General features: G+C 66.2%; 27 protein-coding genes. 12 read left to right on the forward strand and 15 right to left on the reverse strand.

Features of this window, described 5'->3' with window-relative positions; all coding sequences use genetic code 11:
* Nucleotides 1-468 (reverse strand): FadR/GntR family transcriptional regulator (locus tag A5784_RS12910; RefSeq protein ID WP_232006028.1); only part of this gene is annotated, 468 nt, incomplete at its 3' end.
* A gap of 239 nt (nucleotides 469-707) precedes the next feature.
* Here A5784_RS12910 and A5784_RS12915 point away from each other — a divergent pair.
* From A5784_RS12915 to A5784_RS12925, 3 genes are read left to right on the forward strand one after another with little or no spacing between them, the layout of a single operon-like run.
* Nucleotides 708-1868: a thiolase family protein gene (locus A5784_RS12915; RefSeq protein ID WP_064945308.1), complete on the forward strand. Its 1161-nt coding sequence runs from the start codon at nucleotides 708-710 to the stop codon at nucleotides 1866-1868.
* Complete coding sequence (locus A5784_RS12920) at nucleotides 1865-2659, forward strand: crotonase/enoyl-CoA hydratase family protein (protein ID WP_064945309.1); 795 nt, start codon at nucleotides 1865-1867, stop codon at nucleotides 2657-2659. The genes A5784_RS12915 and A5784_RS12920 overlap by 4 nt, the downstream gene beginning before the upstream one ends.
* Before the next feature lie 3 nt (nucleotides 2660-2662).
* The gene (locus A5784_RS12925) at nucleotides 2663-3805 is read left to right on the forward strand and encodes an acyl-CoA dehydrogenase family protein (protein ID WP_064945310.1); all 1143 of its coding nucleotides are present in this window, start codon (nucleotides 2663-2665) and stop codon (nucleotides 3803-3805) included.
* Between the two features lie 90 nt (nucleotides 3806-3895).
* Here the strand turns inward: A5784_RS12925 and A5784_RS12930 are convergent, their stop codons facing one another.
* Nucleotides 3896-4630, reverse strand: coding sequence for a fasciclin domain-containing protein (locus tag A5784_RS12930; protein ID WP_064945311.1), 735 nt, complete (start codon nucleotides 4628-4630; stop codon nucleotides 3896-3898).
* 141 nt (nucleotides 4631-4771) lie between these two features.
* Complete coding sequence (locus tag A5784_RS12935; RefSeq protein ID WP_064945312.1) at nucleotides 4772-6091, reverse strand: MFS transporter; 1320 nt, start codon at nucleotides 6089-6091, stop codon at nucleotides 4772-4774.
* Between the two features lie 38 nt (nucleotides 6092-6129).
* Between A5784_RS12935 and A5784_RS12940 the strand changes: the two genes are divergently transcribed.
* Nucleotides 6130-7089: a GlxA family transcriptional regulator gene (locus tag A5784_RS12940; protein WP_064945422.1), complete on the forward strand. Its 960-nt coding sequence runs from the start codon at nucleotides 6130-6132 to the stop codon at nucleotides 7087-7089.
* Nucleotides 7090-7133: 44 nt separating this feature from the next.
* Entirely contained in the window at nucleotides 7134-7655 is a 522-nt protein-coding gene (locus tag A5784_RS12945; protein ID WP_064945423.1) for a gamma carbonic anhydrase family protein, read from the forward strand.
* A gap of 1 nt (nucleotide 7656) precedes the next feature.
* On the opposite strand, the gene tet(V) is transcribed toward A5784_RS12945, so the two are convergent.
* Nucleotides 7657-8928 (reverse strand): tetracycline efflux MFS transporter Tet(V), encoded by a 1272-nt coding sequence (tet(V), locus tag A5784_RS12950; RefSeq protein WP_064945313.1) that lies wholly within the window; start codon nucleotides 8926-8928, stop codon nucleotides 7657-7659.
* Between the two features lie 56 nt (nucleotides 8929-8984).
* Nucleotides 8985-9812 carry an enoyl-CoA hydratase gene (locus tag A5784_RS12955; RefSeq protein WP_064945424.1) on the reverse strand — a complete coding sequence of 276 codons (828 nt, stop codon included), beginning with the start codon at nucleotides 9810-9812 and terminating at the stop codon, nucleotides 8985-8987.
* Between the two features lie 110 nt (nucleotides 9813-9922).
* Here A5784_RS12955 and A5784_RS12960 point away from each other — a divergent pair, with 110 nt between their 5' ends.
* Genes A5784_RS12960 through A5784_RS12970 form a run of 3 tightly spaced genes read left to right on the forward strand, consistent with a single transcriptional unit; the run spans nucleotide 9923 to nucleotide 12840 of the window.
* Nucleotides 9923-11008 carry a CaiB/BaiF CoA transferase family protein gene (locus A5784_RS12960; protein WP_064945425.1) on the forward strand — a complete coding sequence of 362 codons (1086 nt, stop codon included), beginning with the start codon at nucleotides 9923-9925 and terminating at the stop codon, nucleotides 11006-11008.
* 52 nt (nucleotides 11009-11060) lie between these two features.
* Nucleotides 11061-11816 (forward strand): 3-hydroxyacyl-CoA dehydrogenase, encoded by a 756-nt coding sequence (locus A5784_RS12965; protein WP_064945426.1) that lies wholly within the window; start codon nucleotides 11061-11063, stop codon nucleotides 11814-11816.
* Between the two features lie 10 nt (nucleotides 11817-11826).
* Nucleotides 11827-12840, forward strand: a complete 1014-nt coding sequence (locus tag A5784_RS12970) for an NAD(P)H-dependent flavin oxidoreductase (protein WP_064945314.1) — start codon at nucleotides 11827-11829, stop codon at nucleotides 12838-12840.
* Between the two features lie 94 nt (nucleotides 12841-12934).
* On the opposite strand, the gene A5784_RS39640 is transcribed toward A5784_RS12970, so the two are convergent.
* Together A5784_RS39640 and A5784_RS12975 are read right to left on the reverse strand one after the other, a co-directional pair.
* A complete protein-coding gene (locus A5784_RS39640) occupies nucleotides 12935-13066 on the reverse strand; it encodes a hypothetical protein (protein ID WP_018598896.1) in 132 nt (43 codons plus the stop codon).
* 115 nt (nucleotides 13067-13181) lie between these two features.
* Entirely contained in the window at nucleotides 13182-13715 is a 534-nt protein-coding gene (locus tag A5784_RS12975; protein ID WP_064945315.1) for a DoxX family protein, read from the reverse strand.
* A gap of 158 nt (nucleotides 13716-13873) precedes the next feature.
* On the opposite strand from A5784_RS12975, the gene A5784_RS12980 reads away from it, so the two are divergent.
* From A5784_RS12980 to A5784_RS12990, 3 genes are read left to right on the forward strand one after another with little or no spacing between them, the layout of a single operon-like run.
* A complete protein-coding gene (locus A5784_RS12980; RefSeq protein ID WP_064945316.1) occupies nucleotides 13874-16150 on the forward strand; it encodes an MMPL family transporter in 2277 nt (758 codons plus the stop codon).
* Nucleotides 16140-16838: a TetR/AcrR family transcriptional regulator gene (locus tag A5784_RS12985; protein ID WP_064945317.1), complete on the forward strand. Its 699-nt coding sequence runs from the start codon at nucleotides 16140-16142 to the stop codon at nucleotides 16836-16838. Before A5784_RS12980 ends, A5784_RS12985 begins: the two co-directional genes overlap by 11 nt.
* Nucleotides 16835-17473 carry a class I SAM-dependent methyltransferase gene (locus A5784_RS12990; protein WP_064945318.1) on the forward strand — a complete coding sequence of 213 codons (639 nt, stop codon included), beginning with the start codon at nucleotides 16835-16837 and terminating at the stop codon, nucleotides 17471-17473. Before A5784_RS12985 ends, A5784_RS12990 begins: the two co-directional genes overlap by 4 nt.
* Before the next feature lie 15 nt (nucleotides 17474-17488).
* On the opposite strand, the gene A5784_RS12995 is transcribed toward A5784_RS12990, so the two are convergent.
* The 7 genes from A5784_RS12995 to A5784_RS13025 form a co-directional block, all read right to left on the reverse strand.
* Nucleotides 17489-18346 carry a PfkB family carbohydrate kinase gene (locus A5784_RS12995; RefSeq protein ID WP_064945319.1) on the reverse strand — a complete coding sequence of 286 codons (858 nt, stop codon included), beginning with the start codon at nucleotides 18344-18346 and terminating at the stop codon, nucleotides 17489-17491.
* A gap of 3 nt (nucleotides 18347-18349) precedes the next feature.
* Complete coding sequence (locus A5784_RS13000; protein ID WP_197514730.1) at nucleotides 18350-19237, reverse strand: arginase family protein; 888 nt, start codon at nucleotides 19235-19237, stop codon at nucleotides 18350-18352.
* The gene (locus tag A5784_RS13005) at nucleotides 19237-20682 is read right to left on the reverse strand and encodes a purine-cytosine permease family protein (protein WP_197514731.1); all 1446 of its coding nucleotides are present in this window, start codon (nucleotides 20680-20682) and stop codon (nucleotides 19237-19239) included. The genes A5784_RS13000 and A5784_RS13005 overlap by 1 nt, the downstream gene beginning before the upstream one ends.
* Before the next feature lie 22 nt (nucleotides 20683-20704).
* Entirely contained in the window at nucleotides 20705-21469 is a 765-nt protein-coding gene (locus tag A5784_RS13010) for a glutamine amidotransferase (protein WP_064945322.1), read from the reverse strand.
* 18 nt (nucleotides 21470-21487) lie between these two features.
* Complete coding sequence (locus A5784_RS13015) at nucleotides 21488-22312, reverse strand: N-acyl homoserine lactonase family protein (RefSeq protein WP_064945323.1); 825 nt, start codon at nucleotides 22310-22312, stop codon at nucleotides 21488-21490.
* A 49-nt stretch (nucleotides 22313-22361) separates the two neighbouring features.
* On the reverse strand, nucleotides 22362-23375 hold the full coding sequence (locus A5784_RS13020; RefSeq protein WP_064945324.1) for a LacI family DNA-binding transcriptional regulator: 1014 nt from the start codon (nucleotides 23373-23375) through the stop codon (nucleotides 22362-22364).
* Between the two features lie 92 nt (nucleotides 23376-23467).
* Entirely contained in the window at nucleotides 23468-24181 is a 714-nt protein-coding gene (locus tag A5784_RS13025) for an NAD-dependent deacylase (RefSeq protein ID WP_082944823.1), read from the reverse strand.
* A 37-nt stretch (nucleotides 24182-24218) separates the two neighbouring features.
* Here A5784_RS13025 and A5784_RS13030 point away from each other — a divergent pair, with 37 nt between their 5' ends.
* Nucleotides 24219-24584 (forward strand): Rv1152 family transcriptional regulator, encoded by a 366-nt coding sequence (locus A5784_RS13030; protein ID WP_064945326.1) that lies wholly within the window; start codon nucleotides 24219-24221, stop codon nucleotides 24582-24584.
* Here the strand turns inward: A5784_RS13030 and A5784_RS13035 are convergent.
* Entirely contained in the window at nucleotides 24560-25774 is a 1215-nt protein-coding gene (locus A5784_RS13035; protein WP_064945327.1) for a PucR family transcriptional regulator, read from the reverse strand. The two genes, A5784_RS13030 and A5784_RS13035, sit on opposite strands and share 25 nt — an antisense overlap.
* Nucleotides 25775-25824 lie beyond the last annotated feature (50 nt).

Consider the following 25824-nt stretch of genomic DNA (forward strand, 5'->3'; position numbering starts at 1 on the left):
CGCGGTGCGGCGCCCCCGCGGGCGCCCGCGACCGGCGGCGCCGCCCGCCCCCCCGCCCCCCGCCCCCCCCCCCCCCCCCCCCCCCCCCCCCCCCCCCCCCCCACGACCCACCAGCAGATCGGCGATGTCGGCGCCGGAGAGCTCGAGCAGTAGACCGGCCGGGCGCGCGACGATCTCGGGGCCGGGCACCCGCACCCGGGCACCGGTACGGGAGCCGCGCCGCACCTCGACCAGTCGTTCGGATTCCAGCACGCGCACCGCCTCGCGCAATGTCGGCCTGCTGACCCCGAAGTGCTCCATGAGCTCGGCTTCGTTGGGTAGGAAGTCACCTTCCTTGAGCTGGCCGTCGACGACCATGCGGCGCAGGGTTCCGGCCACGAGCTCGGCGGTCTTCGGGGAGCGGACCGGGGTGTGGGGCGTGATCGAGTCCGGCCCGATCATCGGCGCCAGCGGTGTACTTCCAGCCACAACGGTCTCCTGCTAACTCTCCCGGTAACACTGAACGACCCGGCCGCTGCGGCTAGGTGTACAACTCAGTAAACCATGTGGAGGACGGTAGCCGCGGCAAACAGAGCAATCACCGTACCTGAAACCGCAGGCTATGGCGGTCTACCAACTAGTAGGTTGACCTAGTAAACCTTCTGTTCTACGTTCACTTGTAATACAGAGTCTTCGTCAACGCCAACCCATCTTCGAAGGAGAAGTCCATGGCTGAAGCTGTCATCGTGGAGGCGGTGCGCTCCCCGGTCGGCAAGCGCAACGGCGCGCTGTCGGGCGTGCACCCCGCGGAGCTCTCCGCTCAGGTGCTCAACGCGCTGGTGGAGCGTGCCGGCGTCGACCCCGCCCTTGTCGATGACGTCATCTGGGGCTGTGTCATGCAGGCCGGTGAGCAGGCGCTCGACATCGCGCGTACCGCGGTGCTGACGGCCGGTTGGCCCGAGACGGTCCCCGGCGTCACCGTGGATCGCCAGTGCGGTTCCAGCCAGCAGTCGCTGCACTTCGCGGTCGCCGGCGTGATCGCCGGACACTACGACGTCGTCGTCGCCGGTGGCGTCGAGTCGATGTCGCGCACCCCGATGGGTTCCTCGCTGGCCAACGGCGGACACCCCTATCCTGAGGCCTTCCAGGCCCGCTACGACCACAAGACGCCCAACCAGGGCATCGGTGCCGAGATGATCGCCGAGCAGTGGGGCCTGTCGCGTACCCAGCTCGACGAGTTCTCGCTGCGATCGCACGAAAAGGCCGCCGCGGCGCAGGATTCCGGTGCGTTCAAAGACCAGATCGTGGCGATCGATGCAACGGACGGCGACGGCAACAAGAATGTGGTTCTCGAGGACGGCGGCATCCGCCGCGGCGGCACGGTCGAGTCCATGGCCGCCATCAAGCCCGCCTTCAAGGAGGGCGGCGTGATCCACGCGGGCAACTCCAGCCAGATCTCCGACGGATCGGCCGCGTTGCTCGTCATGTCGGCCGAGAAGGCAAAAGAACTGGGGCTCAAGCCGATTGTCAAGGTGCACACCGCGGTGCTCGCCGGTGCCGACCCGGTCATCATGTTGACCGCGCCCATCCCGGCCACCGAGAAGGCGTTGAAGAAATCCGGCCTGAGTGTCGATCAGATCGGCGCCTTCGAGGTCAACGAGGCCTTCGCCCCGGTGCCGCTGGCCTGGCTCAAGGACATCGGCGCCGACGAGAACCGCCTGAACCCCAACGGCGGGGCCATCGCACTGGGCCACCCGCTCGGCGGCTCCGGCGCCCGCATCCTCACCACGCTCGTGCACCACATGCGGGACAACAACATTCAGTACGGCCTGCAGACCATGTGCGAAGGTGGCGGCCAGGCCAACGCGACCATCTTGGAGCTGCTGTGAGTGACGATCAGCCCGGCGCGCTCGTTGAAAAGCGCGGCAACGTCCTACTCATCACGATCAACCGCCCGGAGGCGCGCAACGCGGTCAACTCCTCGGTGAGCATCGCCGTCGGCGACGCGTTGGAGCAGGCCCAGAACGACCCTGAGATCCGTGCTGTGGTGATCACCGGATCGGGCGACAAGTCGTTCTGTGCCGGCGCTGACCTGAAGGCGATCTCCCGCGGAGAGAACCTCTTCCATCCCGACCATCCCGAATACGGATTCGCCGGATACGTCAGCCATTTCATCGACAAGCCGACCATCGCCGCGGTCAACGGCACCGCCCTGGGCGGCGGCACCGAACTGGCCCTGGCCAGCGACCTCATCGTTGCCGAGGAAAGTGCGAAATTCGGTCTGCCCGAAGTGAAGCGGGGCCTCATCGCGGGCGCGGGTGGCGTGTTCCGCATCGCCGAGCAGTTGCCGCGCAAGGTGGCCAACGAGCTGCTGTTCACCGGTGAGCCGATGTCCTCGGCCGACGCGCTGCGGTGGGGCCTGATCAACCAGGTGGTGCCCGACGGCACCGTGGTGGACGCCGCACTCAAACTGGCCGAACGGATCACCGGCAACGCGCCGCTGGCCGTGCAGGCCAGCAAGCGGGTGTCCTATGGCGTCGACGACGGCGTCATCACCGGCGACAAGGACGGTTGGAAGCGCACCAACCGCGAATTCAGCACGCTGCTGCAGACCGAGGACGCCAAAGAAGGCCCGCTGGCTTTCGCGCAGAAGCGCCAACCTGTTTGGAAGGCAAAGTAAGTCATGAAGCGACAGATCTACACCCCGGAGCACGAAGCGTTCCGCGAGACCGTCAAGGAATACATCGAGCGTGAGCTGGTCCCCAACAGCGAGAAGTGGGAGACCGAGCGCATCGTCGACCGCTCCGCCTACACGGCCGCGGGCAAGTACGGCGTCATCGGATTCAACATGCCCGAAGAGTTCGGCGGCGGCGGTTCGGATGACTTCCGGTTCAACGCGATCATCGACGAGGAGATCGCCAAGGCCGGCGTGCACGGCCCGGCGCTGAGCCTGCACAACGACGTCGTCGGGCCGTACTTCAAGGAGCTGGCCAACGACGAGCAGAAGCAGCGCTGGATGCCCGGTATCGCCAGCGGCGAGCTGATCATCGCCATCGCGATGACCGAGCCCGGCGCGGGCAGCGACCTGGCCGGTATCCGGACCTCCGCTGTGCGCGACGGTGACGACTGGATCATCAACGGCTCCAAGACTTTCATCTCGTCGGGCATCAACAGCGACCTCGTCGTCGTGGTCGCCCGCACCGATCCCGAGGCCGGCCACAAGGGCTTCACGCTGTTCGTGGTGGAGCGGGGCATGGAGGGCTTCACGCGCGGCCGCAAGCTCGACAAGATGGGCCTGCACAGCCAGGACACCTCCGAGCTGCACTTCGAAAACGTGCGGGTGCCGAACGCCAACCTGCTCGGCAAGGAAGGGCGCGGCTTCTACCACCTGATGACCAACCTGCCCTCGGAGCGGCTCGGGATCGCCATCTCCGCGATCTACGGTGCGCGCGCGGTCTTTCAGGAGACGCTGCAATACGCCAAGGACCGCAAGGCCTTTGGCCAGCCGATCGGCAGCTTCCAGCACAACCGGTTCCTGCTCGCCGAGATGGAGACCGAGCTGGAGGTCACCGAGAACTACCTCGACCGCTGCCTGCAGGGTGTCGTCGACGGTGAGCTGACCGCCGTCGAGGCGGCCAAGGCCAAGTGGTGGGCGACCGAGGTCGCCAAGAAGGTTGTCGACCAATGCGTGCAACTGCACGGAGGCTACGGCTACATGATGGAATACCGGGTCGCACGGGCCTACGTTGACGGGCGGATCCAGACGATTTTCGGTGGTACCACCGAGATCATGAAGGAGATCATCGGCCGCGATCTGGGCGTCTAGTCCCACGGTCAGCAGACACAGAATCGCCCCAAATCAGGTGATTTGGGGCGATTCTGTGTCTTGTCGCGCTGAGGGAGTCCTCGCTGGGTCTCAGCCGATCGGCGCGTCGGCGGCGGGCGTCGCGGAGGGCGACGGCTTGGGGGCCTCGCTCGACAGCGTCGTCGGGGTCGTGGACGTGGTGCTGACGCCGGTCGGGGTGAACGGCTCCGGCGGCGAGTTGGGATCGAGCACCGCGTCGATGATGTAGATCCGGGCGTTCTGGGCCTCGATGCCACCGCAGACGATCTTGGCGGTGTCGTTGACCTTGATATCGCCGCCCTTGCCGGTCACCTTGATCTCAGCGCCCTGCTGGGTGGGCCGCTGGCCCTTGACGTCGTCCGGGCCGAGCAGGCCCAGGAACGCGTGGTAGTAGTCCAGGCTGGTGAGCGCGGCGACGTTGCCCTTGAGCGCATCGAGCTTGCCCGGTTCCATGGCGGCGAACGCGTCGTTGGTCGGGGCGAACACCACGTAGGGGCCGTTGTCCAGGACGGCGGTGATGTTGACCGCCGGGTTCATCCCGCCGGCCACCGCGGAGTTGAAGGTGCTGATCTCGGGGATGCTCGCCAGGACCTTGCTGACGGGCTGCTTGGACAGCGCCTTCCAGTCCGGCATTTCCTTCTTGAAGTTGTCGCAGCCGGGGCCCTGCGGGTCCGGGATCTCGACGGTGATGGTCTCTGTCGTCGTCGGTGCTGCCGGATCGGCGTTGGCGGTGATCGACAACGGCAGCGACGCCGCGATGGCGGCAACCGCCGCGGCTGCGCCAAGAGTCTTGGTGCGAGTCTTCATAGGTGGGTTTTCCTCCCGCTCATGCCTGGCCTGTGGTTCGTCGGCAGCCGGTGGCGCGCGTACCCCAGGAGGGCACACGAAGATACGACGGCCTCGGCGTTCCCCGCGGCGCCGCATCGGATGGTAAAGGTAACCGTGCGGTTACGGCAAAGCAGAAGTGTCTACTGCCTCCGGCTCGACTGTACCGACCGGCACTTTTCTGATGCTTGCCGAGAACGCCGCCGCGACGAAGCACAGCCCCGCAGCCAGGTAGAACGCCACGTCGTAGCTGCCGTTCAGATCGCGTAGCCAGCCCGCGCCTGCCGCGGCGACGGCTGCACCGAGTTGATGCGAGGCGAACACCCATCCGAATACGACGGGGGAGCGGTCGCCGAAGTACTCGCGGCACAGCACGATGGTCGGCGGCACAGTGGCCACCCAGTCCAGGCCGTAGAACAAGATGAACACCCAGGTGCTCGGTTCCGCGTGCGGCGAGAGCAGTGACGGCAACAGCAGCAGTGAGACGCCCCGGCCCGCGTAGTACACGAGAAGCAGCAGCCGGGGATCGACGCGGTCGGTGAGCCAGCCGGAGAACACCGTGCCTGCCACGTCGAGGACGCCGATGGTGGCCAGCAAGCCGGCGGCCACCGTGGTCGGCATGCCGTGGTCGTTGGCGGCGGGGATGAAGTGGGTGCCGATCAGACCGTTGGTGGTCATCCCACAGATCGCGAAGCTGCCTGCCAACAGCCAGAACGCGGGCACCCGCGAGCCGATGCGCAGTCCGTCGATGGCCGCGTTGAAGCTGCCGGTGGCCAGTGGCGTGGGCGGTGCGATGGCGTGGGCGCCGTAGGGCGCGAGGCCTTTGTCGCTGGGGTGATTGCGCATGAACAGCGCCACCAGTGGGACGACGGCCAGCGCGGCAGCGGCGACGATGAGCGAGGCCCAGCGCCAGCCGTGGGCAGTGGTGACCGCGGCGACGATCGGCAGGAAGATCAATTGGCCGGTCGCGCTGGCGGCCGTGAGCGCACCGGTGACGAGGCCGCGACGCGCGTCGAACCAGCGGGTGGCGACGGTGGCGACGAAACCCATCGAGATCGAGCCGGTCCCGATGCCCACGAGCACGCCCCACAGCAGGACCAGTTGCCAGCTGGCGGTCATCAGGGTGCTGACCGCTGAACCGGTCGCGATCAGCAGCAGGGACACCGTCAGTACCGGCCGCACACCGAAGCGGTCCATCAGCGCTGCGGCGAACGGCGCCGTGAGGCCGTACAACGTCATGTTGACCGACATCGCCAGGCCCACGGTGCCGTGCGACCAGCCGAACTCGTGGTGCAGCGGATTCATCATGACGCCGGGGATCGAGCGGAAGCCTGCTGCGCCGAGGATCGCGACAAAGCTGACCGCCGCCACCACCCAGGCCCAGTGGACGCGGATTTTCACCTGACCACTGTGTCCGACTGCCGGCGAACCGGCCAGTGGCATAAATGCCAGCATTCATCAAAAACATGCCAGAATCGGGTATGCACCGCGTGGCCGTACTGCTGCTGGCCCCCGTGGTCGGCTTTGATGCGGCCATCGCGCCGACGCTGTTCTCCAACGCCGTCGATGCCGACGACAATCCGCTCTACGACGTCGTGACGTGTGGGCTGGGCACCGGACCGGTGGCGGCCACCAACGGTTTCGCAATCGTGCCCGCGGCCGGGCCGGAGGCGCTGGATACCGCCGACACCGTGGTGATCCCGGGAACTCGTTACGCACCGGCGCGCATCGACGGCGTGCTGGATGCCGAGGTGTCCGAGGCGCTGGCCCGGATCCGGCCCGGCTCGCGCCTGGTGTCGATCTGCACCGGGGCGTTCGTGCTGGCCGCTGCGGGGCTGCTCGACGGCAGGCCTGCCACCACTCATTGGCGTTTCGCCGCGGACATGCGGCGGCTGCATCCCACGGTGCGCCTCGACGAGCACGTGCTGTTCGTCGACGACGGTGATGTGCTCACCTCCGCAGGCCTTGCTGCCGGAATCGACCTGTGCCTGCACATCATTCGCAGCGATCACGGCGCCGCGGTGGCCAACGGCGTGGCGCGTTACTGCGTGGTGCCGCCCTGGCGCGAGGGCGGCCAGGCACAGTTCATCGCTCCGGTCGCCGCACCGGATGTGCCACAGGCGTCCACCGCCGCCACGCGCCAATGGGCGCTGGCGCACCTCGACGAAGAACTCACCGTGCAGCGGCTGGCGCGGCACGCCCACATGAGCGCACGCACGTTCAGTCGCCGGTTCCTCGCCGAAACCGGTCAGGCCCCGGGCGCGTGGATCCGCAGCCGGCGCGTGGACCGAGCCAGGGAACTGCTGGAATCCCATGACCTTTCGGTCGATGAGGTGGCTCGCCGGGCCGGGCTCGGCACCGCAGGCAACCTGCGTCATCACCTGCGTCGCGGGCTCGGCATGTCACCGTCGAGCTATCGCAAGGTATTCCAGGGAACGTGAGGCGCACGCGAACATCCGATGGCCGTCTGATTACCATGGCCGACATGCCTGAGCCGCTCATCGTGTCCGTCGCCGGACATACCCCCACAGTGGATCCCGACGCTTGGATCGCGCCCAATGCCAATGTGATCGGCCAGGTTTCGCTCGCAGCCGGTGCCAGCGTGTGGTACGGAGCCACGCTGCGCGCCGAGTTCGAACCCATCGAGGTGGGTGCGGGCAGCAATATTCAGGACGGCGTGACCGTGCACGTCGACCCCGGCTTCCCCTGCCGCATCGCCGACGGGGTGACGGTCGGCCACAACGTGGTGCTGCACGGATGCACGGTCGAGGAGAACAGCCTGATCGGTATGGGCGCCGTGGTGCTCAACGGTGCGGTGATCGGCGCAGGGTCCCTGGTGGCCGCAGGCGCGGTGGTACCGCAAGGCATGGTGGTACCACCGCGGTCGCTGGTCGCGGGGGTGCCGGCCAAGGTGCGCCGCGAACTCAGCGATGACGAGGTGGGCCACAACCAGCTCAATGCCCAGGCGTACACGCATCTCACGAGCCTGCACCGCCAGGCGGACTGACTCAGTCCAGCGGGTGGGCCAGCTCGTCGCGGGGCATGCGTGCCGCGACGAGCGCCACGGTGGCCAGCAGCACCGGCGCCACACCCGCCACCAGGAAGATGGTGTGCATCGGCACCACCTTCGACAGCGGCCCGACGATCGCGAACGACAGTGGCATGAAGGCCAGCGACACGAAGAAGTCCAGGCTCGACACCCGGCCCAGCATCGCCGTCGGCACCCGACGCTGCAGCAGCGTCCCCCAGATCACCACCGCGGCTCCGTCGGTGACGCCGATGACGAACGTCGCGGCGGCCATCAACGGGAATGACGTTGTCATGCCGACGATCACGAGCGGGATCGCGCCGAGTCCCCACATCATCATGAGCATGCTCAGGTAGCGGCGTGGCATCCGTCGTGACGACACCGCCAAAGCGCCCAGCGCACTACCGAACCCGAAGAACGCCAGAATGAAACCGTACATGCGGGCGCCGTCGGTGAACCGGTCCTTGGCGATGAACGGCAGCAACACCTCGATGGGGCCGACCACCACCAGCACATAGATGCTGGCGAACAACAGTGTCCACAGCAGCCACGGGGTGCGCACCATGAACCGGAAGCCGTCACTCAGATCACGCAGGACATGTGGCCGCTGATCCGGTTGCGGCGCAGCCGAATCGGAGGCTCCTCGGGTCGCGACCAACAGCACCAGGCCCAGGCCGAACAAGCAGGCGACGGCGACCGCGCCGATCGACGGGAGCGTCGCGCCTACCACCATGCCTGCCACGGCCGGCCCCACCGAGCGCTGGAACACCGGCCGCACGACACCCTCAACACCGTTGGCGGCCAACAGTTGTTCGGCAGGAAGGACGCGTGGCAGTAGGGCGCTGTAGGCCGGGAAGAAGAAGGCCGCAGCGATGCCGAGTATGCCCGCGGCAACCGCCATATGCCAGATCCTAAGGACGCCAAGGAGTCCGAGGACAGCGACGGCGGTCACCGTGAGCAGGTTGACCGACTCGACGGCGATGATGATGGTGCGCTGGTTGATCCGGTCCGCGGCGATGCCGCCGACGAGCACGAACAGCACCAGCCCGCCACCGAGGCAGGTGGCGACCAATGACAGTGACGCCGGATCGTTGTCCAGGGCGATGACCTGTAGCGCCATCACCACCGACCACATGCCTTCGGCGAAGATGGACAGGCTCACCGCCCCGATCAGCAGCCGGTACTCCCGCACCCGGAACGGGGCGAGCACGCGCCATCGGACCGGTCGGCCGGTGTCAAGCTGCGTACTCATCCCTTGATGGTCGCGGACGGATATAGCCCGCGTCCAACGATTTTCGCCCCGGGGGGTCAGGAGTCGGTGAACTCCGCGCGCCGGTTCTGCTGGAACGCGCGGGTGCCCTCACGGAAGTCGTTGGACGCCAACAGTTGAAGCTGGCCTTCCCGCTCGAGGGCGAACGCGCTGTCGAGATCGCTCAGGGTGGCCGCGTTGATGGCGTGCTTGGTCTTGCGCAACGCCACGGCCGGGCCGGTCCGCAGCTTGGACAACACCTTGTCGACCGCGGCGTCGAGCTCGGCGGCCGGGTACACGCCGCTGATCAGGCCCCAGTCGTAGGCGTCGGAGGCGGTGAGGCGTTCGGCCAGCAGCGCGAGCCGCATCGCGCGGATGCGGCCGACGTTCGCGGCCACGAGAGCCGATGCGCCGCCGTCGGGCATGAGCCCGATCTTGGTGAACGCCAGCAGGAAGAACGCCTGATCCGCGGCGAGCACCACATCGCACGCGAGGGCGAGCGACACGCCGACCCCTGCGGCTGGGCCTTGCACCACGGCCACAACGGGTTTCGGCAGCGCCACGATGGATCCCACGGCGCGGTTGGCCGCATCGAGCACGCCTTCGGCGTCGTGGCTGTCCGCGTTCTGGTCGTCTTCGCTGATGCCCGCACCGGAGCTGAATCCCCGGCCCGCGCCGCCGAGCCGCACCACGCGTACCGCCGGATCGGTCGCCGCGAGTTCCATCGCGTCGGCGACGGCGACCAGCATGTCCTGGGTCAGCGAATTGAGGCTGTCGGGCCGGTTGAGCGTCACCGACAGCACGCCGTCCGCGAGGCTGACAGAGAGGTCGTCGATGCCCGGGTAATCGCGGGTGTCGGGCTCGGTACGGGCGTCGGTGGAAGTCATCAGATGCACCTTAAGTCGGGGCCGGTTGTAGGCGATGCCACTCGAGAAGGTTATACAAGTAAGCTATGTCGGCGGTCAACCAAGGCCGAACACGCGAAGGGCGGATGAGCATGGCAGGACCACTGCAGGGGTTGCGCGTTGTGGAGCTGGCCGGCATCGGCCCGGGCCCGCACGCGGCGATGATTCTCGGCGACTTGGGCGCGGACGTGGTGCGGATCGAGCGACCCAGCAAGGCCTCCGGCACGCCGAGCGCTGATGCCATGCTGCGTAACCGCAGATCCGTCGAAGCCGACATGAAGAGCGACGAGGGCCGGGAACTGGTGCTCGCGCTCATCTCGAAGGCCGACGTGCTGATCGAAGGCTTCCGTCCCGGGGTCACCGAGCGCCTGGGCCTCGGGCCCGAGGACTGCGCGAAAGTCAACGAGCGCCTGATCTATGCGCGGATGACGGGCTGGGGCCAGCAGGGTCCACGGGCGCTGCAGGCCGGGCACGACATCAACTACATCTCGCTCAACGGTCTGCTGCACGCCGTCGGGCGCAACGGCGAGCGGCCGGTGCCTCCGCTGAACCTGGTCGGCGACTTCGGCGGGGGCTCGATGTTCCTGTTGGTCGGCATCCTCTCGGCGCTGTTCGAGCGGCAGACCTCCGGCAAGGGCCAGGTGATCGACGCAGCGATGGTCGACGGCTCCAGCGTGCTGATGCAGATGATGTGGAGCTTCCGGGCTCAGGGCATGTGGAGTGACGAGCGCGGCGTCAACATGCTCGACACCGGTGCGCCCTACTACGACACCTATGAGACGTCGGACGGGAAGTACATCGCCGTCGGCGCGATCGAACCGCAGTTCTACGCCGAGCTGCTCAAGGGTCTCGACCTCGACGCCGCCGACCTGCCGGGGCAGAACGACGTCGCCCGCTGGCCCGAGCTGCGCGAGATCTTGACCAAAACCATTGCGGCACATGACCGCGACCACTGGGCGTCGGTGTTCGACGGCACGGATGCGTGCGTGACGCCGGTGCTGTCGTTCGCCGAGGTGCTCACCGAACCGCACATCGCGGAGCGTGACACGTTCTATGACGACCGCGGCAACCTGCAGCCGATGCCTGCGCCGCGGTTTTCCCGCAGCGCTCCGGCCCGGCCGATGCCGCCGGGAGCGCGCGGCGCTGACACCGAAGCTGTCCTGCGCGACTGGGTATAGTCCCAACCGACTAGTTGGTCGGCACGGGGCCGGCCGGAGAGGAATGCGGTACATGGAGATCAGGGATTCGGTGGCCGTTGTCACCGGCGGGGCTTCGGGTTTGGGTTTGGCCACGACGAAGCGGTTGTTGGATGCGGGGGCGTCGGTGGTGGTGATCGATCTCAAGGGTGAGGAGGTGATCGCCGAGCTCGGCGACCGCGCGCGGTTCGTGGGCACCGATGTCACCGACGAGGCCGGGGTGAGCGAGGCATTGGATGTGGCCGAGTCGCTGGGCCCTGTGCGGATCAACGTCAACTGCGCGGGCATCGGCAATGCGATCAAGACCCTCGGGAAAGACGGGCCGTTCCCGCTGGCGGGGTTCCGCAAGGTGGTCGAGGTCAACCTGATCGGCACGTTCAACGTGATCCGGCTGTCGGCCGAGCGGATCGCCAAAACCGAGCCGCTGAAGAACGAGGAGCGCGGGGTCATCATCAACACTGCGTCGGTGGCGGCGTTCGACGGTCAGATCGGGCAGGCCGCGTACTCGGCGTCCAAGGGTGGCGTGGTCGGCATGACCCTGCCGATCGCGCGCGATCTGTCGCGGGAGTTGATCCGGGTGTGCACGATCGCGCCGGGTCTGTTCAAGACCCCGCTGCTGGGCTCGCTGCCCGAGGAGGCGCAGAAGTCGCTGGGGCAGCAGGTGCCGCACCCGGCCCGCCTCGGCGATCCCGACGAGTACGGCGCGCTGGCCGTGCACATCATCGAGAACCCGATGCTCAACGGCGAGGTCATCCGCCTCGACGGCGCTATCCGTATGGCTCCCAGGTAGAGAGGTCCGCATGGCATTGAAGACGAAGTTCACCGAGACGTTCGGGGTCGAGCACCCCATCGTGCAGGGCGGTATGCAGTGGGTGGGCCGCGCCGAACTGGTTGCGGCGGTGGCCAATGCGGGTGCGCTGGGTTTCCTGACCGCACTCACCCAGCCGACGCCGGCCGATCTGGCCAACGAGATCGCCCGCACCCGCGAGCTCACCGACAAGCCGTTCGGGGTGAACCTGACGATCCTGCCGACCATCAACCCGCCGCCCTATGACGAGTACCGCCAGGTCATCGTCGACGCCGGCATCAAGATCGTGGAGACCGCGGGTTCCAACCCGGCCCCGCACCTGCCGATGTTCCACGACCACGGGATCAAGGTGCTGCACAAGTGCACCTCGGTACGTCACGCGGTCAAGGCGCAGAGCCTGGGGGTGGACGGCATCAGTATCGACGGGTTCGAATGCGCCGGGCATCCCGGTGAGGACGACATCCCGGGCTTGGTGCTGATCCCCGCGGCGTCGGCCAAGATCGACATCCCGATGATCGCCTCGGGCGGTTTCGCCGACGCGCGGGGCCTGGTCGCGGCGTTGGCGCTGGGGGCTGACGGCATCAACATGGGGTCGCGGTTCATGTGCACCGCGGAGTCCTCGATCCATCAGAACGTCAAGGAAGCCATCGTGGCCGGCTCTGAGCTGGACACCGAACTGATCTTCCGCCCGCTGCGCAACACCGCCCGCGTCGCGAGTAACGCCGTGTCACGGGAAGTGGTGGACATCCTCAACAAGGGTGGGCAATTCCCCGACGTCAAGGATCTGGTGGCCGGCGTGCGCGGTAACAAGGTCTATGAGCTGGGCGACCTGGACGCCGGTATCTGGTCGGTCGGTACGTCGATGGGCCTCATCAACGACATTCCCACGGTGGGTGAGCTGGTGTCGCGGATGGTGACCGAAGCCGAGGGTCTCATCACAGGGCGCCTGTTGGACATGATCGGCGCCGATGAGACTGACCTTGAGAAAGAAACAGTCCCCGCATAGGCGGGGACTTGGCCATCACGGCATGGGGTGCTGAGAAGCGCCCTTGACGGGCAAACTCAACATGTGAAGCGCGCGCCGCGAGGCGCGCGCTTTCTCATACCGCTGTACGGAGCGGCTGGAAGTCGTCAAACTGCTCCGACGTATCACCCTCGACGAGGACATCGCCGTGGTAGAGAGCGTCGAAGTCGACCTTGATGACATCTGCACTGGTGTCGTCGATCCACATGTACTGAACAGTAGGTGTCACCATTAAGGAATCTTTGAGTCACGATTCGGAAAATGGTGGCAATACTTACTTCGCGGTAGGTTTCCGGCGGGTTCGGCGACTCGGGGCCGGGTTTTCAGCTCCCGCTGTGCGTGAAATGGATCGGGTTGGAGCCGTTGAGGGCGATCCAGGTCACGATCGCGATGACCACGCCCGCCACCAGCATGGCGATCGCGACGGAACGCGTGCCGCGGGCCCGGCCGAAGACCCGGTGATCGATCGACAGGGTTCCGGCGCCGGTGAACAGCAGGGCCGCCGCGGCGAAGGCCACCATGAACGGAACGTTGAAGGGCTGCGACCAGAACGCGCCACCCGATGCGTTCACCGCCCAGGCGTCGACCATCGCCGAGATCACGGCGAGGGCCGCGAGCGGCGTCAACACTCCGAGTAGCAAGCCGATGCCGCCCAAGGTCTCGGCGGCGGTCACCATGAAGGCTGCCAGCGGCGACAGTCGCCAGCCCCCGCTCTGCATGAACCCGGTGACGGCGCCGAAGTCGAAGGCCTTGATCAGGCCCGCCTGCAGCATCGTGGCGCCGGTGGCGACGCGCAGGATCAGCAGACCGATGTCCGTGGTTGTGGTTTCCGTGCGGAGAGCTGTGGTGGTCGTCATGACTACTAGACCTGTCGTCGGCCGGAATTTCATCTCGTGCGCATCAAGTGTGAACGTTTCGCGGTCGTACGCCGTATGAATCAGCGAGGCCGGCGTTGACGGCCCTAAGTTATCGGAGTTAAGTTAACGTCGATAACGGGTCGTGGGAAGGAACCGACGTGCTGAACCGGATCGCTCATCTGGCCATCGCCGCGCCCAGGCGCATCCTCGTCGTCGCCGCATTGGTCATGGCCGCAGCCGCGATTTTCGGTATCCCCGTCGCCAAAAGCCTGTCCGCCGGTGGCTTCCAGGACCCGTCGTCGGAGTCCGCCCGCGCTGCCAAGCTGCTCTCGGACAAGTTCGACCGCGGTGACATGCAGCTGGTGATCAGCGTGACTGCCGACCACGGAGTACACAGTGCCGCCGCGACGGCCGCGGGCACCGACATCGTCACCGCGCTGCAGAACTCTCCGGACGTGACGCAGGTCAGCTCGGCGTGGACAGCGCCTCCTCCTGCCGCGGCCGGTCTGATCAGCAAGGACGGCCGCACCGGGCTCATCGTTGCGGGCATCGGCGGTGGTGAGAGCGGGGCGCAGAAGCATGCCAAAGAGCTGACGGACCGTCTCGTGCACGACCGCAACGGTGTCACTGTGCGCTCCGGCGGCGAGGCCATGATCTACGTCCAGATCAACGGGCAGAGCGAGAAAGACCTGCTGATGATGGAGTCCATCGCCATCCCGCTCAGCTTCGTGGTGCTGGTCTGGGTGTTCGGTGGGCTGCTGGCCGCCGCTCTGCCGCTGGCCGTCGGCGGGTTCGCGATCCTGGGATCGCTGGCGGTGCTGCGCGGCTTCACCATGATCACCGACGTGTCGATCTTCGCTCTGAACCTCACCGTGGCCATGGGGTTGGCCCTGGCCATCGACTACACGCTGCTGATCATCAGCCGGTATCGCGACGAGCTCGCCGACGGCGCCGCGCCCGAGCAGGCTCTGGTGCGGACCATGACGACCGCCGGACGCACAGTGCTGTTCTCGGCATTGACCGTAGCGCTGTCGATGGTCGCCATGGTCCTGTTCCCGATGTACTTCCTCAAGTCGTTCGCCTACGCAGGAATCGCGGTGGTGGGCTTGGCGGCGCTGGCCGCCATCGTCATCGCCCCCGCGGCGATCGTGTTGCTCGGCGACCGCCTCGACGCCTTTGACGTCCGGCGCTTCGCCCGCCGCATCCTCGGCAGGCCCGAACCTGTGCGCGGGCCGGTGGACCACACGCTCTGGTACCGCATGACGAAACGCGTTATGCGACGGTCACTTCCGATCGCGGTGACGCTGGTCGCGGTGCTGCTGTTGCTGGGTGCGCCGTTCCTCGGGATCAAGTGGGGATTCCCTGACGATCGGGTGCTGCCGCAGTCGGCGTCGGCGCGTCAGGTGGGCGACGAGCTGCGGACGGCCTTCGCGGCCGACGCGGCGACGACGGTCACCGTCGTCGTCCCCGACGCCTCCGGTCTCACACCCGCCGATCTCGACCGGTACGCCGGTGCGCTGTCGGCGGTCACCGACGTGACCTCGGTGTCCGCCCCGGGTGGCACCTTCGTCGGGGGACGGCCGGTAGGCCCGCCGTCGGCGGCGACCGGGCTCAAGGACGGCAGCGCATACCTCAGCGTCGGCAGTAGCGCACCACTGTTCAGCACCGCGTCCGAGAAACAGCTGGACGCGCTGCGGGCCGTACCTGCCCCGGCCGCGGTGCAGTTGACCGGCACCGCGCAGACCAACCGGGACAGCTCGGTGGCCATCACGTCTCGGCTCCCGCTGGTGCTCGGCGTGATCGCGGCCATCACGTTCATCCTGCTGTTCCTGCTCACCGGCAGCGTGGTGCTGCCGCTGAAAGCGTTGTTGCTCAACGTGTTATCGCTGTCCGCGGCGTTCGGCGCGCTGGTGTGGATCTTCCAGGACGGCCATCTGGGCGCGCTGGGCACCACGCCCACCGGAACGCTCGTCGCGAACTTGCCGGTGCTGCTGTTCTGCATCGCCTTCGGACTGTCGATGGACTATGAGGTGTTTCTGGTGTCGCGGATCCGCGAGTACTGGCTCGAATCCGGTGAGACCTCTCCACGCGCACGGAACGACGAGGCGGTGGCGCTCGGACTGGCCCGCACGGGCCGCGTGATCACCGCAGCGGCACTGCTGATGTCGATATCGTTCGCCGCGCTCATCGCGGCTCAGGTCGCGTTCATGCGGATGTTCGGGCTGGGGCTGACGTTGGCCATCCTCGTCGACGCCACCCTGGTCCGCGTCCTGCTGGTACCCGCGTTCATGCATATGTTGGGGAAGTGGTCCTGGTGGGCGCCCGCCCCGTTGGCCCGCCTGCATCGTCGGATCGGCATCAGCGAATCCAACACTGCGCCAACCAAACCCGTCGAACGGGAATGCGCCGCTGCCGGCGTGGCGGATGCTGGGTGACGTGATACAGCCCCTCAAGCGCAGACGTGCCCCACGCGGTTCCGGCGAGCAACTACGCGAGGAGATTCTTGACGCCGCCACCGAACTCCTGCTCGAAACCGGCCACGCCAAGGCCGTGTCGATCCGGTCGGTGGCTCAGCGGGTGGGCGTCACGCCGCCGTCGATCTATCTGCATTTCGCCGACAAGGACGCGTTGCTGGACGCCGTGTGCGCACGCTACTTCGAGAAACTCGACGAGCAGATGCAGGCGGTCGCCGACCAGCCGTCGGCGATCGAAGTGCTGCGCGCACAGGGTCTGGCCTATGTCCGATTCGCTCGGGACACCCCCGAGCTGTACCGCATCGCCACCATGGGTGAGGGCAGGCCCGGCAGCGATGTCGACCTGACACTCAACAGTTCGGCGTTCATGCACCTGCGAACCTCCGTGGAAGCACTCATCGCCGAAGGCGTCTACCCGGAAGGTGACGCCACCGCGATGGCGCTGGAACTGTGGACCGCGGCCCATGGCGTCGCGGCCATGCTGGTCGCCAAGCCGTATCTGCCGTGGGGAGACGCCGAGGAATTCGCCGACCGGGTATTGCGGGCGGTCTGTCTCGGGCAGATCGTCGGGGGCATGATCGGAACCGACGTGGCGCCGAGCGACACCGTCGCCCGGCTGAAGGAATTCGCCGAAGGGATTCACCAATGAGCACTCCGACCATCGTCGACAACCCGTTCTTCGCTCGGGTGTGGAAAACGCTGTCGAGCTACGAGCCGGATGCGCTGCGCAGGCTGCGGGCCGAGAACCTGTCCGGGCTCACCGGCCGGGTCCTCGAAGTCGGCGCAGGTACCGGCACAAACTTCGCGCTATACCCCGAGACCGTCACCGAAGTCGTCGCCATCGAACCCGAACGCCATCTCGCCGAGGTGGCGCAGCAGGCCGCGGCCGCCGCGTCGGTACCCATCACGGTGACCGGTGAAACCGCCGAACAGTTCGCGAGCTCCGAGCCGTTCGACGCGGTGGTGTGCTCGCTGGTGCTGTGTTCCATCGAGGACCCGGGTTCGGTTCTGCGGCAACTATTTTCGGTGCTGCGCCCGGGTGGGCAACTGCGTTACCTCGAGCACGTGGCGAGCTCGGGCTACAAAGACCGGTTGCAACGGATCGCCGATGCCACCGTCTGGCCGCGGCTGCTGGGTAACTGCCACACGCATCGCGACACCGAGCACACCATCGTCGAGGCCGGGTTCGTGATCGACGGGGCGCGACGCGAATGGGTGTTGCCCTCGTGGGTGCCGCTGCCGGTGTCGGAATGGGCGATCGGGCGTGCGGCGCGGCCGGCCTGACGCTCGGCGGGGTGCCTACGCCTTGCTGTCCAGGTAGCACTCGAGCTTGTTCAGGCGCGGTTGGGAGGACGGGTCTTCGACGGCGACTGCTGCGACACGGCAGGCGGTTTCGAGGGCGACCCGACGCGGAACAGCCCGGGTGAGGGCACAAGTCAGAGCCGCAAAGAAGGCATCGCCTGCGCCGACTGTGCTCACCACTCGGCTGACCGGGAAGGCCTCCAGCGCTTCGGTTTTGCATCCCCGTTCCCAGAGTTCGGCTCCCTGCGCGCCCCGCGTCACCGCCACGAGCTCGGCGTCAGCGAGTTCCGGCATGTCGCGGTACTCCTCGGCGTTCACCACAAACAGGTCGGCACGGTCGAGCAGCGTGGCCGGGATAGGTTGACTTGGAGAGGGATTGACGGCGACCAGCCCCTCGAATTGCTCTGCGGCGTGGACCACTTCGTGGATCGGGATCTCGAACTGCAACATCAGCGCGTCGGCGTCGGCAATGGCGGCAGGCGACGCTGCGGTGTGCGCGTTGGCACCGGGAACGACGACGATGCTGTTCTCACCGGCCCGGTCGACGCCGATCAGCGCCATACCGGAAGGAAGTACGTCATCGAACTCGACGGTGCTCACGTCGACGCCGAAGCTCTCCAACTGCTCGCGCAGCCAGACTCCGTCGGCATCGTTACCGACCGCGCCGATCATTCTGCTGCGGCCGAGCAGCTGCGCGGCGGCGGCGGCCTGATTGGCGCCTTTGCCTCCGAGCCCGCGGACGACGCGATGTGCCAGCACCGTCTGTCCAGGCCGTGGCAGGGTATCGACTTCGACAGTCAGATCGAGGTTGATACTGCCCAGGACGGCGATGAGTGGTTCGGGGCCTGTCGGCATGGTCTATTCCGCCGACCTTTCGGTTCCTGCGAGAGGCAGCCCGTGCAAGATCGAGCGCAGCGCCACGGCTTCGCGGGGCACGAATTCGGCCACCGTCAGTCCGACCAGGTCGAACTCTTCCGCGATGGCCGCGATAGTGCGCAATGCGGTCGCCTTCGAGATTCCGCCCTTCTCCCATGCCATTCCGAAGGCGAGTTCATCGCTGTCGATCACATCGAGGTCGAAGTGGACCGCCACATGGCGGACTCCGCTGTCGCGGATCCAGCCAAGGACTGCGTCGACGAATGGCTCGGTGTCGGCGGGCGGCACCAGGCGCAGCCCCCATGACTCATGCGTGTGGCTGTCTTGGTCGTCCCATGCGTGCACCCCCGCGAGCAGGATCCGATTTGACGGCAGGGTGGCCGTCATGGCCTCGAGGACGTCGCTGTCGCCGCGCCCTGACAGATGGCTGACCACCATGGTGTTGAAGCCCCGGTTCGGGCCGCCGGGCAGGTTGCAGTCGGCGTGACTGTCGAGCCAGATGACGACAATGTCGTCGGCGTACCGTTCGGCGAGGTAGCCGAACGGTGTCAGGCTGACGGCGCACGTGCCACCGAGAGTGAGGACGCGGTCGGCGTTCGCATCGCGAATGAGCGACAGCGCTTCCGAGTGCTGACGAAGCATCTCGTCCTTTCCGACGATGCCGTCGATCTCGGGCAGGTCATGGCTGTAGTCGGGCACCTCGACGCGGGCCGTGGGGCCATGGTGCCGGGGAGCCAGCGCGGCGGTGAGTTGTCCACCGAGACCGTAGACAGTGCGGCTTTCGGCGACCTCGAGGCCAAGGGTGTAGTGAGCCACGGCCTGCGGCTCACCGCCCTGCCATTGCGGCCATTCGAGTCTCAATGTGGTCATCATCGGCCTCCGACCGGGCTGGACGTCGCGGTCACTCGGGTGTCGATGGTGTTGATGGGGGAGCGTGCGACCAGTTGGTATTCAGCTTGGCGATCGAAGTCGCGGGTCAAGAACAGGTACAGCCCGCCCGAAACGAAAAGTCCTACAGCGAAGGAGAAGTCGGCACCGCCGATTGCCGCGGCCGCTGGGCCGATCCAGACGCTCGTGCTGAAGAACGGGATCATCGCGATGAAACCTACTGTGTAGCTGATCATTCCCGAGCGTCCCCAGCGCCCGTAGATGCCCCCATCGGTCTTGAGGATGTCACTGATGGAGAGGATTCCCCGACGAACGATGTAGTAGTCGATGAGGTTGACGGCAGTCCATGGGATGAGGAAGTACGTCAGGATCGCCAGGAAGACGCTGAACGCGTTGAGTGCGTTCTCCGGCACGAAGAGGCTGGCGAAGATGGCGATCGAGCCGAGCGACACGATCGCTGCTGCCCTGACCTTGAAGGTTGAGGTGAAGCGGCGGAAGCCTTCGACCGCCGTGAGAAACGCGATGGAGCCGCTGTAGAAAGCCACCGCCACGGCGTTGAGACAGGTGAGCAGAGACACCACCATCATGACGCCGGCCAGCACCGGGGACATGTTCGCGGCGAGTTGGTCGAAACCCGCGACGGTGCTGGCATCGGGGTAAGCGATGGCCAGGATGGCGCCGAGGATCTCGATCCAGATCGCCGAAAGCAAAGTGCCGCCGAAGACGGTTGCCGACACCTTCCAACCGGAGATCCTTTCAGGAAGATAGCGGGTGTAATCGGAAACCACTGGTGCGACTGCGATCTGGAATGTCGCCGAGGCGGCGAACTGCAGCAGGAAGGGCGCGAGTCCGAAGTCGGCGACGCCGAGATAATCGCCGATGGGCAGATATGTGAAAGCGCATACGCTCAGCACCACCAGTGCGGCGAGCATCAGGTAGGAGACGGTCTTCTCCGCCCGCATCACCACCTGGTAGCCGATGGTGGCCACCAGCAGTGCGAGAACACCGACGCCAAGGGAGAGCACCGGTAGCGAAATCCCTGTGGTGATGACGTGAATCGATGCCGCGCCGGTCTGCACGTAGAAGATGGCGAAGCCGAACTGCACGAGCGTCGCTGCCACGAGCGGCAACACGGCGCCGCGCGTTCCGAACTGTGCCCGGGACTGAATCATCTGAGGCAGTCCCATGCGCGGGCCTTGCGCCCCGTGAAAAGCCTGGAACAGGGTGCCGAAGACGCTGCCGAGCACGATCGCCGTGATCGACCATCGCAGACCGAGACCGGCGAGCGAGCCGAGCGCACCGGTCGAGGCAGTGAGGAACGAGGCGTTGATCATGAACCACAACTGGGTCTGCGACCAGAGACTTCCGGTCCGTGCCGAAGGCGGCACATAGTCGAACGAACGGTCTTCGACGAGTTCTACGGCCATTGCTTGTCCTTGGTTGCTGTCGTTACCGGGCATCGACCGTGGTGCGATCCGCCGCCCATGCCATGAGCGCGAGCCAGAGCGCGGCATATCCCTCCCAGGCCACGAATGACGGTGGCGCCCAGTGCGGGGACATGTCGGATGTGAATGCGACCGAGCGACCGGCCTTGACTGAGCGGACCGCGACAAGGGGCGAGCCGTTGATTTCGGCCAGCACCTCGGAATCGGGATACGGGATGGTCCGGTTGAAACCCAGCAAGCAGGGCCAGGTTTCACCGGTGCCGCCGAGTGCCGGGTGGCCTGCAGCGGTCACGCTCGGTACGGCGCCCTCAGGAGTTTCGGCACGATCGTCGGTCATAAGGGGCGCAAGGGCGAGGATGTCGCCGATCGGGCTGTTCGCGTAGTTGGCCTTGGCGTCGACTCCGGAGAACGACAGGTACCCGCCGATCATGGCCAGGCCGCCGCCCGTCTCCACGTATTCACGAAGGGCGGCAAGACGATTGGGTTCTGGCTCACTCCGATTGAACACAGCCCTGGTCAGCAGGAACGTGTTGGCTCCGACATCGCTGATCACGACGACGTCGTACTCGCCGAACTCAGCCGACGAACGTGGGCAATCCGTTTCGATCTTGTGGGCTGGGATGTGCGTGACATCCCACCCGCCTGTGCGCAATGCAGCGATGAATTCGGCTCCGCCCTCGACGTATTCGGTGGTGGTGAAGGTATCGAACCCTTTTTGGTGGATCATGTGGGTGGTCCAAGACTCACCGAGCAGGAGCAAACGTGGCATGGCAAGGGTCCTATCTGATCAGGAGATGGTTCCGGAGGGGAAGTGCTGCAGGAATTTCCAGTCGTGTTCGGGGACGATGATGTCCGCCGAGTTGCGGATCCTGTCGTAGCCCGCCATGAGCTCCGGCAGATTCCAGAATGAGCCCATTGGCCAGTTGAGTTCGAGATTGACGTAGTTGTACATCACATCGCTCGTCAAACACACTACGCCCGAGCCAGTTTCGACGAGGACCACCATACATCCCGGGGTGTGGCCGCCGATCTTCAGCAACCGGATTCCGTCTGCGAGGTGGTAATCGCCGTCGATCACGTGCAGCCGGTCGCGGATCTGCTCAACCTTGTATACGTACTCCGGGTAGTAGAACATGCAAAAATGTGGTGGTGTGGTGGCTTGTGGCAACTCGTCTTTCTGCACGAAAAACGTTGCATTTGGGAAGATTTCGTTGTTTCCCACATGGTCGAAGTGCAGATGGGTCAGGACGACGATGTCGATGTCTTCAGGTTTGACGCCGTAGCGGGCGAGCCCGGCCCGGATATCCTGATCGTGGCTGCGCGACGCGACGAAGTCGACGCCGTAGCGGTGCTGCATCGATGCGACTTCGTCGACGTCACCCAGTCCGGAGTCGATGAGAATGGTTTTGTCGCCACCGAGGATGAGCCACACAGGTACCGGGACCATGACACCTTCGTGCACCGAACCGTCGAGGCGCACAATGTCATCGCGGAAGCCGTACAGAAGTGCCCTGTTGTCGGGGATGTCGGGGTGAATTCCGCTGTTGAGGATGGACACCGACAAGGAGCTTTCGAGCTCGCCGGTGACGATGTGGTGAATCTGAAGGGGCATGCTGTTCCTTTGGTTCGCTGCGGGTTGGCCCGCACAGCTACGACGCCGATCAGTAGGCGTCGGACATGCAGAGTGACGTCGTGCCGCGCACGATCAGTTCCACGGGTTGGACGTGACGTTCGGCCGGTGGCGAGCACGCGGTGTCGATTGAGGCGATGAGTGCCTCAGCGGCACGGAATCCGAGCTGCCACACATCTTGTCTGACGGTGGTCAGGCCCGGATTGGTCATGCCGGCGATGGTGATGTCGTCGAACCCGACGACTGAAATATCCTCCGGCACATGCAAACCGATCTCCATCAACCGCTTCATCGCACCGAGTGCCATCAGATCGTTCGTCGCGAAGACTGCGGAGAAATCGATGTCGTGCAGTGGGCCGACGGCATTGGTCAGCGCCGCGTATCCGCCGTCGTAGGTGAAGTCGCCCCCGATCACTGCGGGCTGCGGAAGATCGTGTGACACCCAGGCGTCCGAAAAGCCTTGCGCGCGGTCGTCGGAGCTGGCGAGCCCGGCCATCGACAGGATGACCGCTTCGGTGTGGCCGAGTCCGATGAGGTGCTCGGCGGCAAGCCGACCGCCCTCGGCGTTGTCGGAGACGAATGAGCACGTGCTAGACCCGAGCACCTCTTCGTCGACCAGCACCACCGGAATGTTGCCCAGGGAATCGGCCATTTCCCGATGTGTGGTCGGTGAGCCGGCCGCATAAACCACTCCGTCGACTGCGCGGGAGCGGATGGTCTCCAGGTAGAGCAGTTCGCGGTCGTGGTTGAAGGCCGAATTGCAGAGCACCATGTTGTATCCGGCATCGATCGCCGCCTCTTCGACGCCCTTGGCCAACTCGGCGAAGAAGCTGTTCGAGATGTCCGGGACGATCAGGCCCAGCAGTCGGGTGCCTCCCGTCGCCAGGTTCTGGGCGGCCCGGCGAGGGCTGTAGCCGAGCTCGTCCATGACCTCCTGCACGCGGCGTCTGGTCTCCTCCGACACCGCGCGCCGACCGCTGAGCGCATGCGACACCGTCGTCGGGCTGACGCCCGCCAGCCGCGCGACTTCAGCGATCGTGGCCATCTTCAACTCCTATGCAAAGCGCTTTGCATGCTGCGAAACGCAATCTAGCGTGGACAAACCGCCGAGTGCAATACCTGTGGAGCGGCGCGGCCCTAGCCGAGCAGCGTCGGCAGGCGCTGCAGCAAACCGGGCAGCGCGCTCACCGCGGTTTCCCGCAACGAGACCGTCGCGCTGTCCGAGAGCGGTGTGCGCTGCGGATTGATCTCGATGACGGGGATGCCGTTGGCCAGCGCTGCTTCGGGCAAACCGGCCGCCGGGTAGACGATGGAGCTGGTCCCCACCACGACGACGAGGTCGGAGTTGCCCACCGCGGCGACTGACTGCTGCCAGGCCTGCTCGGGCAACGGTTCGCCGAACCAGACCACATTCGGCCGGATCAGCCCGCCGCAGAAGCACAGGGGCGGCTCGACCTCCTCGACGGGCTCCGGCATCTGCGGCAGGACGCCTTCGAACTGTGATTCGCAAGCATCACAGCGGAATTCGAAGAGACTGCCGTGCAGGTGGTGCACGTTGGTACTGCCTGCCCGCTCATGCAGATTGTCGACGTTCTGGGTCACCACGTGCACTTCTGCGTAGTCCTGCCAGGCTGCCACGGCGCGGTGACCGTTGTTCGGTTCGACCGCGTCCATCATGTAGTGCCGCCACAGATACCAGGCCCACACGCGCTCCGGGTGCCGCTGCCACCCTTCCGCGCTGGAGATTTCGTAGGGGTCGACCTTGGCCCACAGACCCGTCTCGACGTCGCGGAAGGTCGGCACGCCACTTTCCGCCGATATCCCCGCACCGCTGAGCACTGTCAATTGCACGTTCACCAACGTAGCGGCTTTGGGTGATACTGAGCACGTGACCGAGTTGGGGGATTGGGTCCGGGTCGATCCGGATGCTGACAAGCCGTTGTTCGACCAGTTGAGAATCCAGATCATCGACGGCATCAGAGACGGACGCCTCTCGCCGGGCACCCGGTTGCCGACGGTCCGGGAGCTGGCGGGTCAGATCAAGCTGGCCGTCAACACCGTGGCCAGGGCCTACCGCGAACTGGAGGCGGCAGGCGTGCTGGAGACCCGCGGGCGGTACGGAACGTTCGTCGCCCGGGCCGATCCGGCGGATGCCGCGATGGCCGCGGCCGCGAATTCGTTTGCCGAAGCCGCCCGGGCACTGGGTATCGGCAAGGTCGACGCGCTGCGTTACCTCGACACAGCGTTCGACTGACCCCGCCAGCGCACCACGTCGAGGGCCACCGCGACATCGATGGCGGACTCGGCCAGCGGGCGGGGCAGCAGTTCGTCGGCGCGAGCCAGCCGGCGCAGCAACGTGTTGCGGTGCGTGTAGAGCGTTGCTGCCGCGCGCGACGCGTTGCATTGCTGGGCGACGAAAATCCGCACCGTTTCCTGCAATTCGGTGCTTGCCGTCTCGAAGTCACCCAGCACGCGGCTGACGAACGCCGCGGCGCCGTCGGCATCGGCGGTGATCAGCGCGACCAGTTCGATCTCGGTGAAGGTGGCGATCTGCTGTGGTGAGTGCAGCCGGGCCATCATGTGCTGCGTGGTGAGCGCGTCGAAATGGCTGCGCCGGAAGCCGTCCACGCCGTCGGCCGGCGGCCCGATGGCGATGCGGATATCGGGATCCGCTCGGATGCTGTCGCCGAGAGCGGCCACGTCGACGGTGCCGTGTGTCCACACCCAGCGGGTGGCCACGCTTGCCAGCAGACTCAAGGGGCGCGTCACACCGAAAGCCTCGGCGGCGCGGTCCAATCGGGCCAGGTCGCTGTCCGGGCGTTCGCTCCAGATCACCGCGGCGGTGTGCGCGCCGGTCAGTGCGTAGCCGAGCCGCGTCTCGGCGCGCTGGCGCGGGATCGGGGCTCCGTCGAGAATCAGTGCGACGGTCTCGCGACGTTCGGCATGGGTGCCCCGCGTGAGTTCGTCGCGCTCGAGGTCGATCTGCGCGGCGATCCCGGACAGCGTCGCATCGATGAACGCGCTGATCGAGCGTGAGCAGACGTCGAGCAGCTCGTGCAATTGCTCGGGCTCCGATGTCAGTTCGAAGGCGATTTCCATGAGGCGCCGCAACGCGACACCCTCGCCGACCCGGTAGGCGTCGAGTGGGAACCCGGTGATACCGCGCCGCACCATTTCTCGCGCGATGCTCAGTGGTTCGGGACCGGTGTTCGGCGGCACCGGCGCCCCGGGGTCGCGGACGTTGGCCGCGCCCCAGAAGAACAGATTGGCCCGGTTGCTGCGGCTGACCGCACCGGCGAGTTCGGGATCCGCGGCGATCACCGGGCTGGCGGCCAGCACGGCTTCGTCGAGCTCCTCCAGCCATTCCGGGCGGGCGTTGACGACGATCTGCGCACACTGTCGGATCAGCTCCCGCACCTGCGGCGACGGCAGTTTCCACGTCATCCGGCCAGCCTAGGGTGGTGGTGCAGAGTGCATCATCGACTCTCGGAAAT

This window comes from Mycobacterium sp. 852013-50091_SCH5140682, assembly GCF_001665685.1.
Lineage (GTDB): Bacteria > Actinomycetota > Actinomycetes > Mycobacteriales > Mycobacteriaceae > Mycobacterium.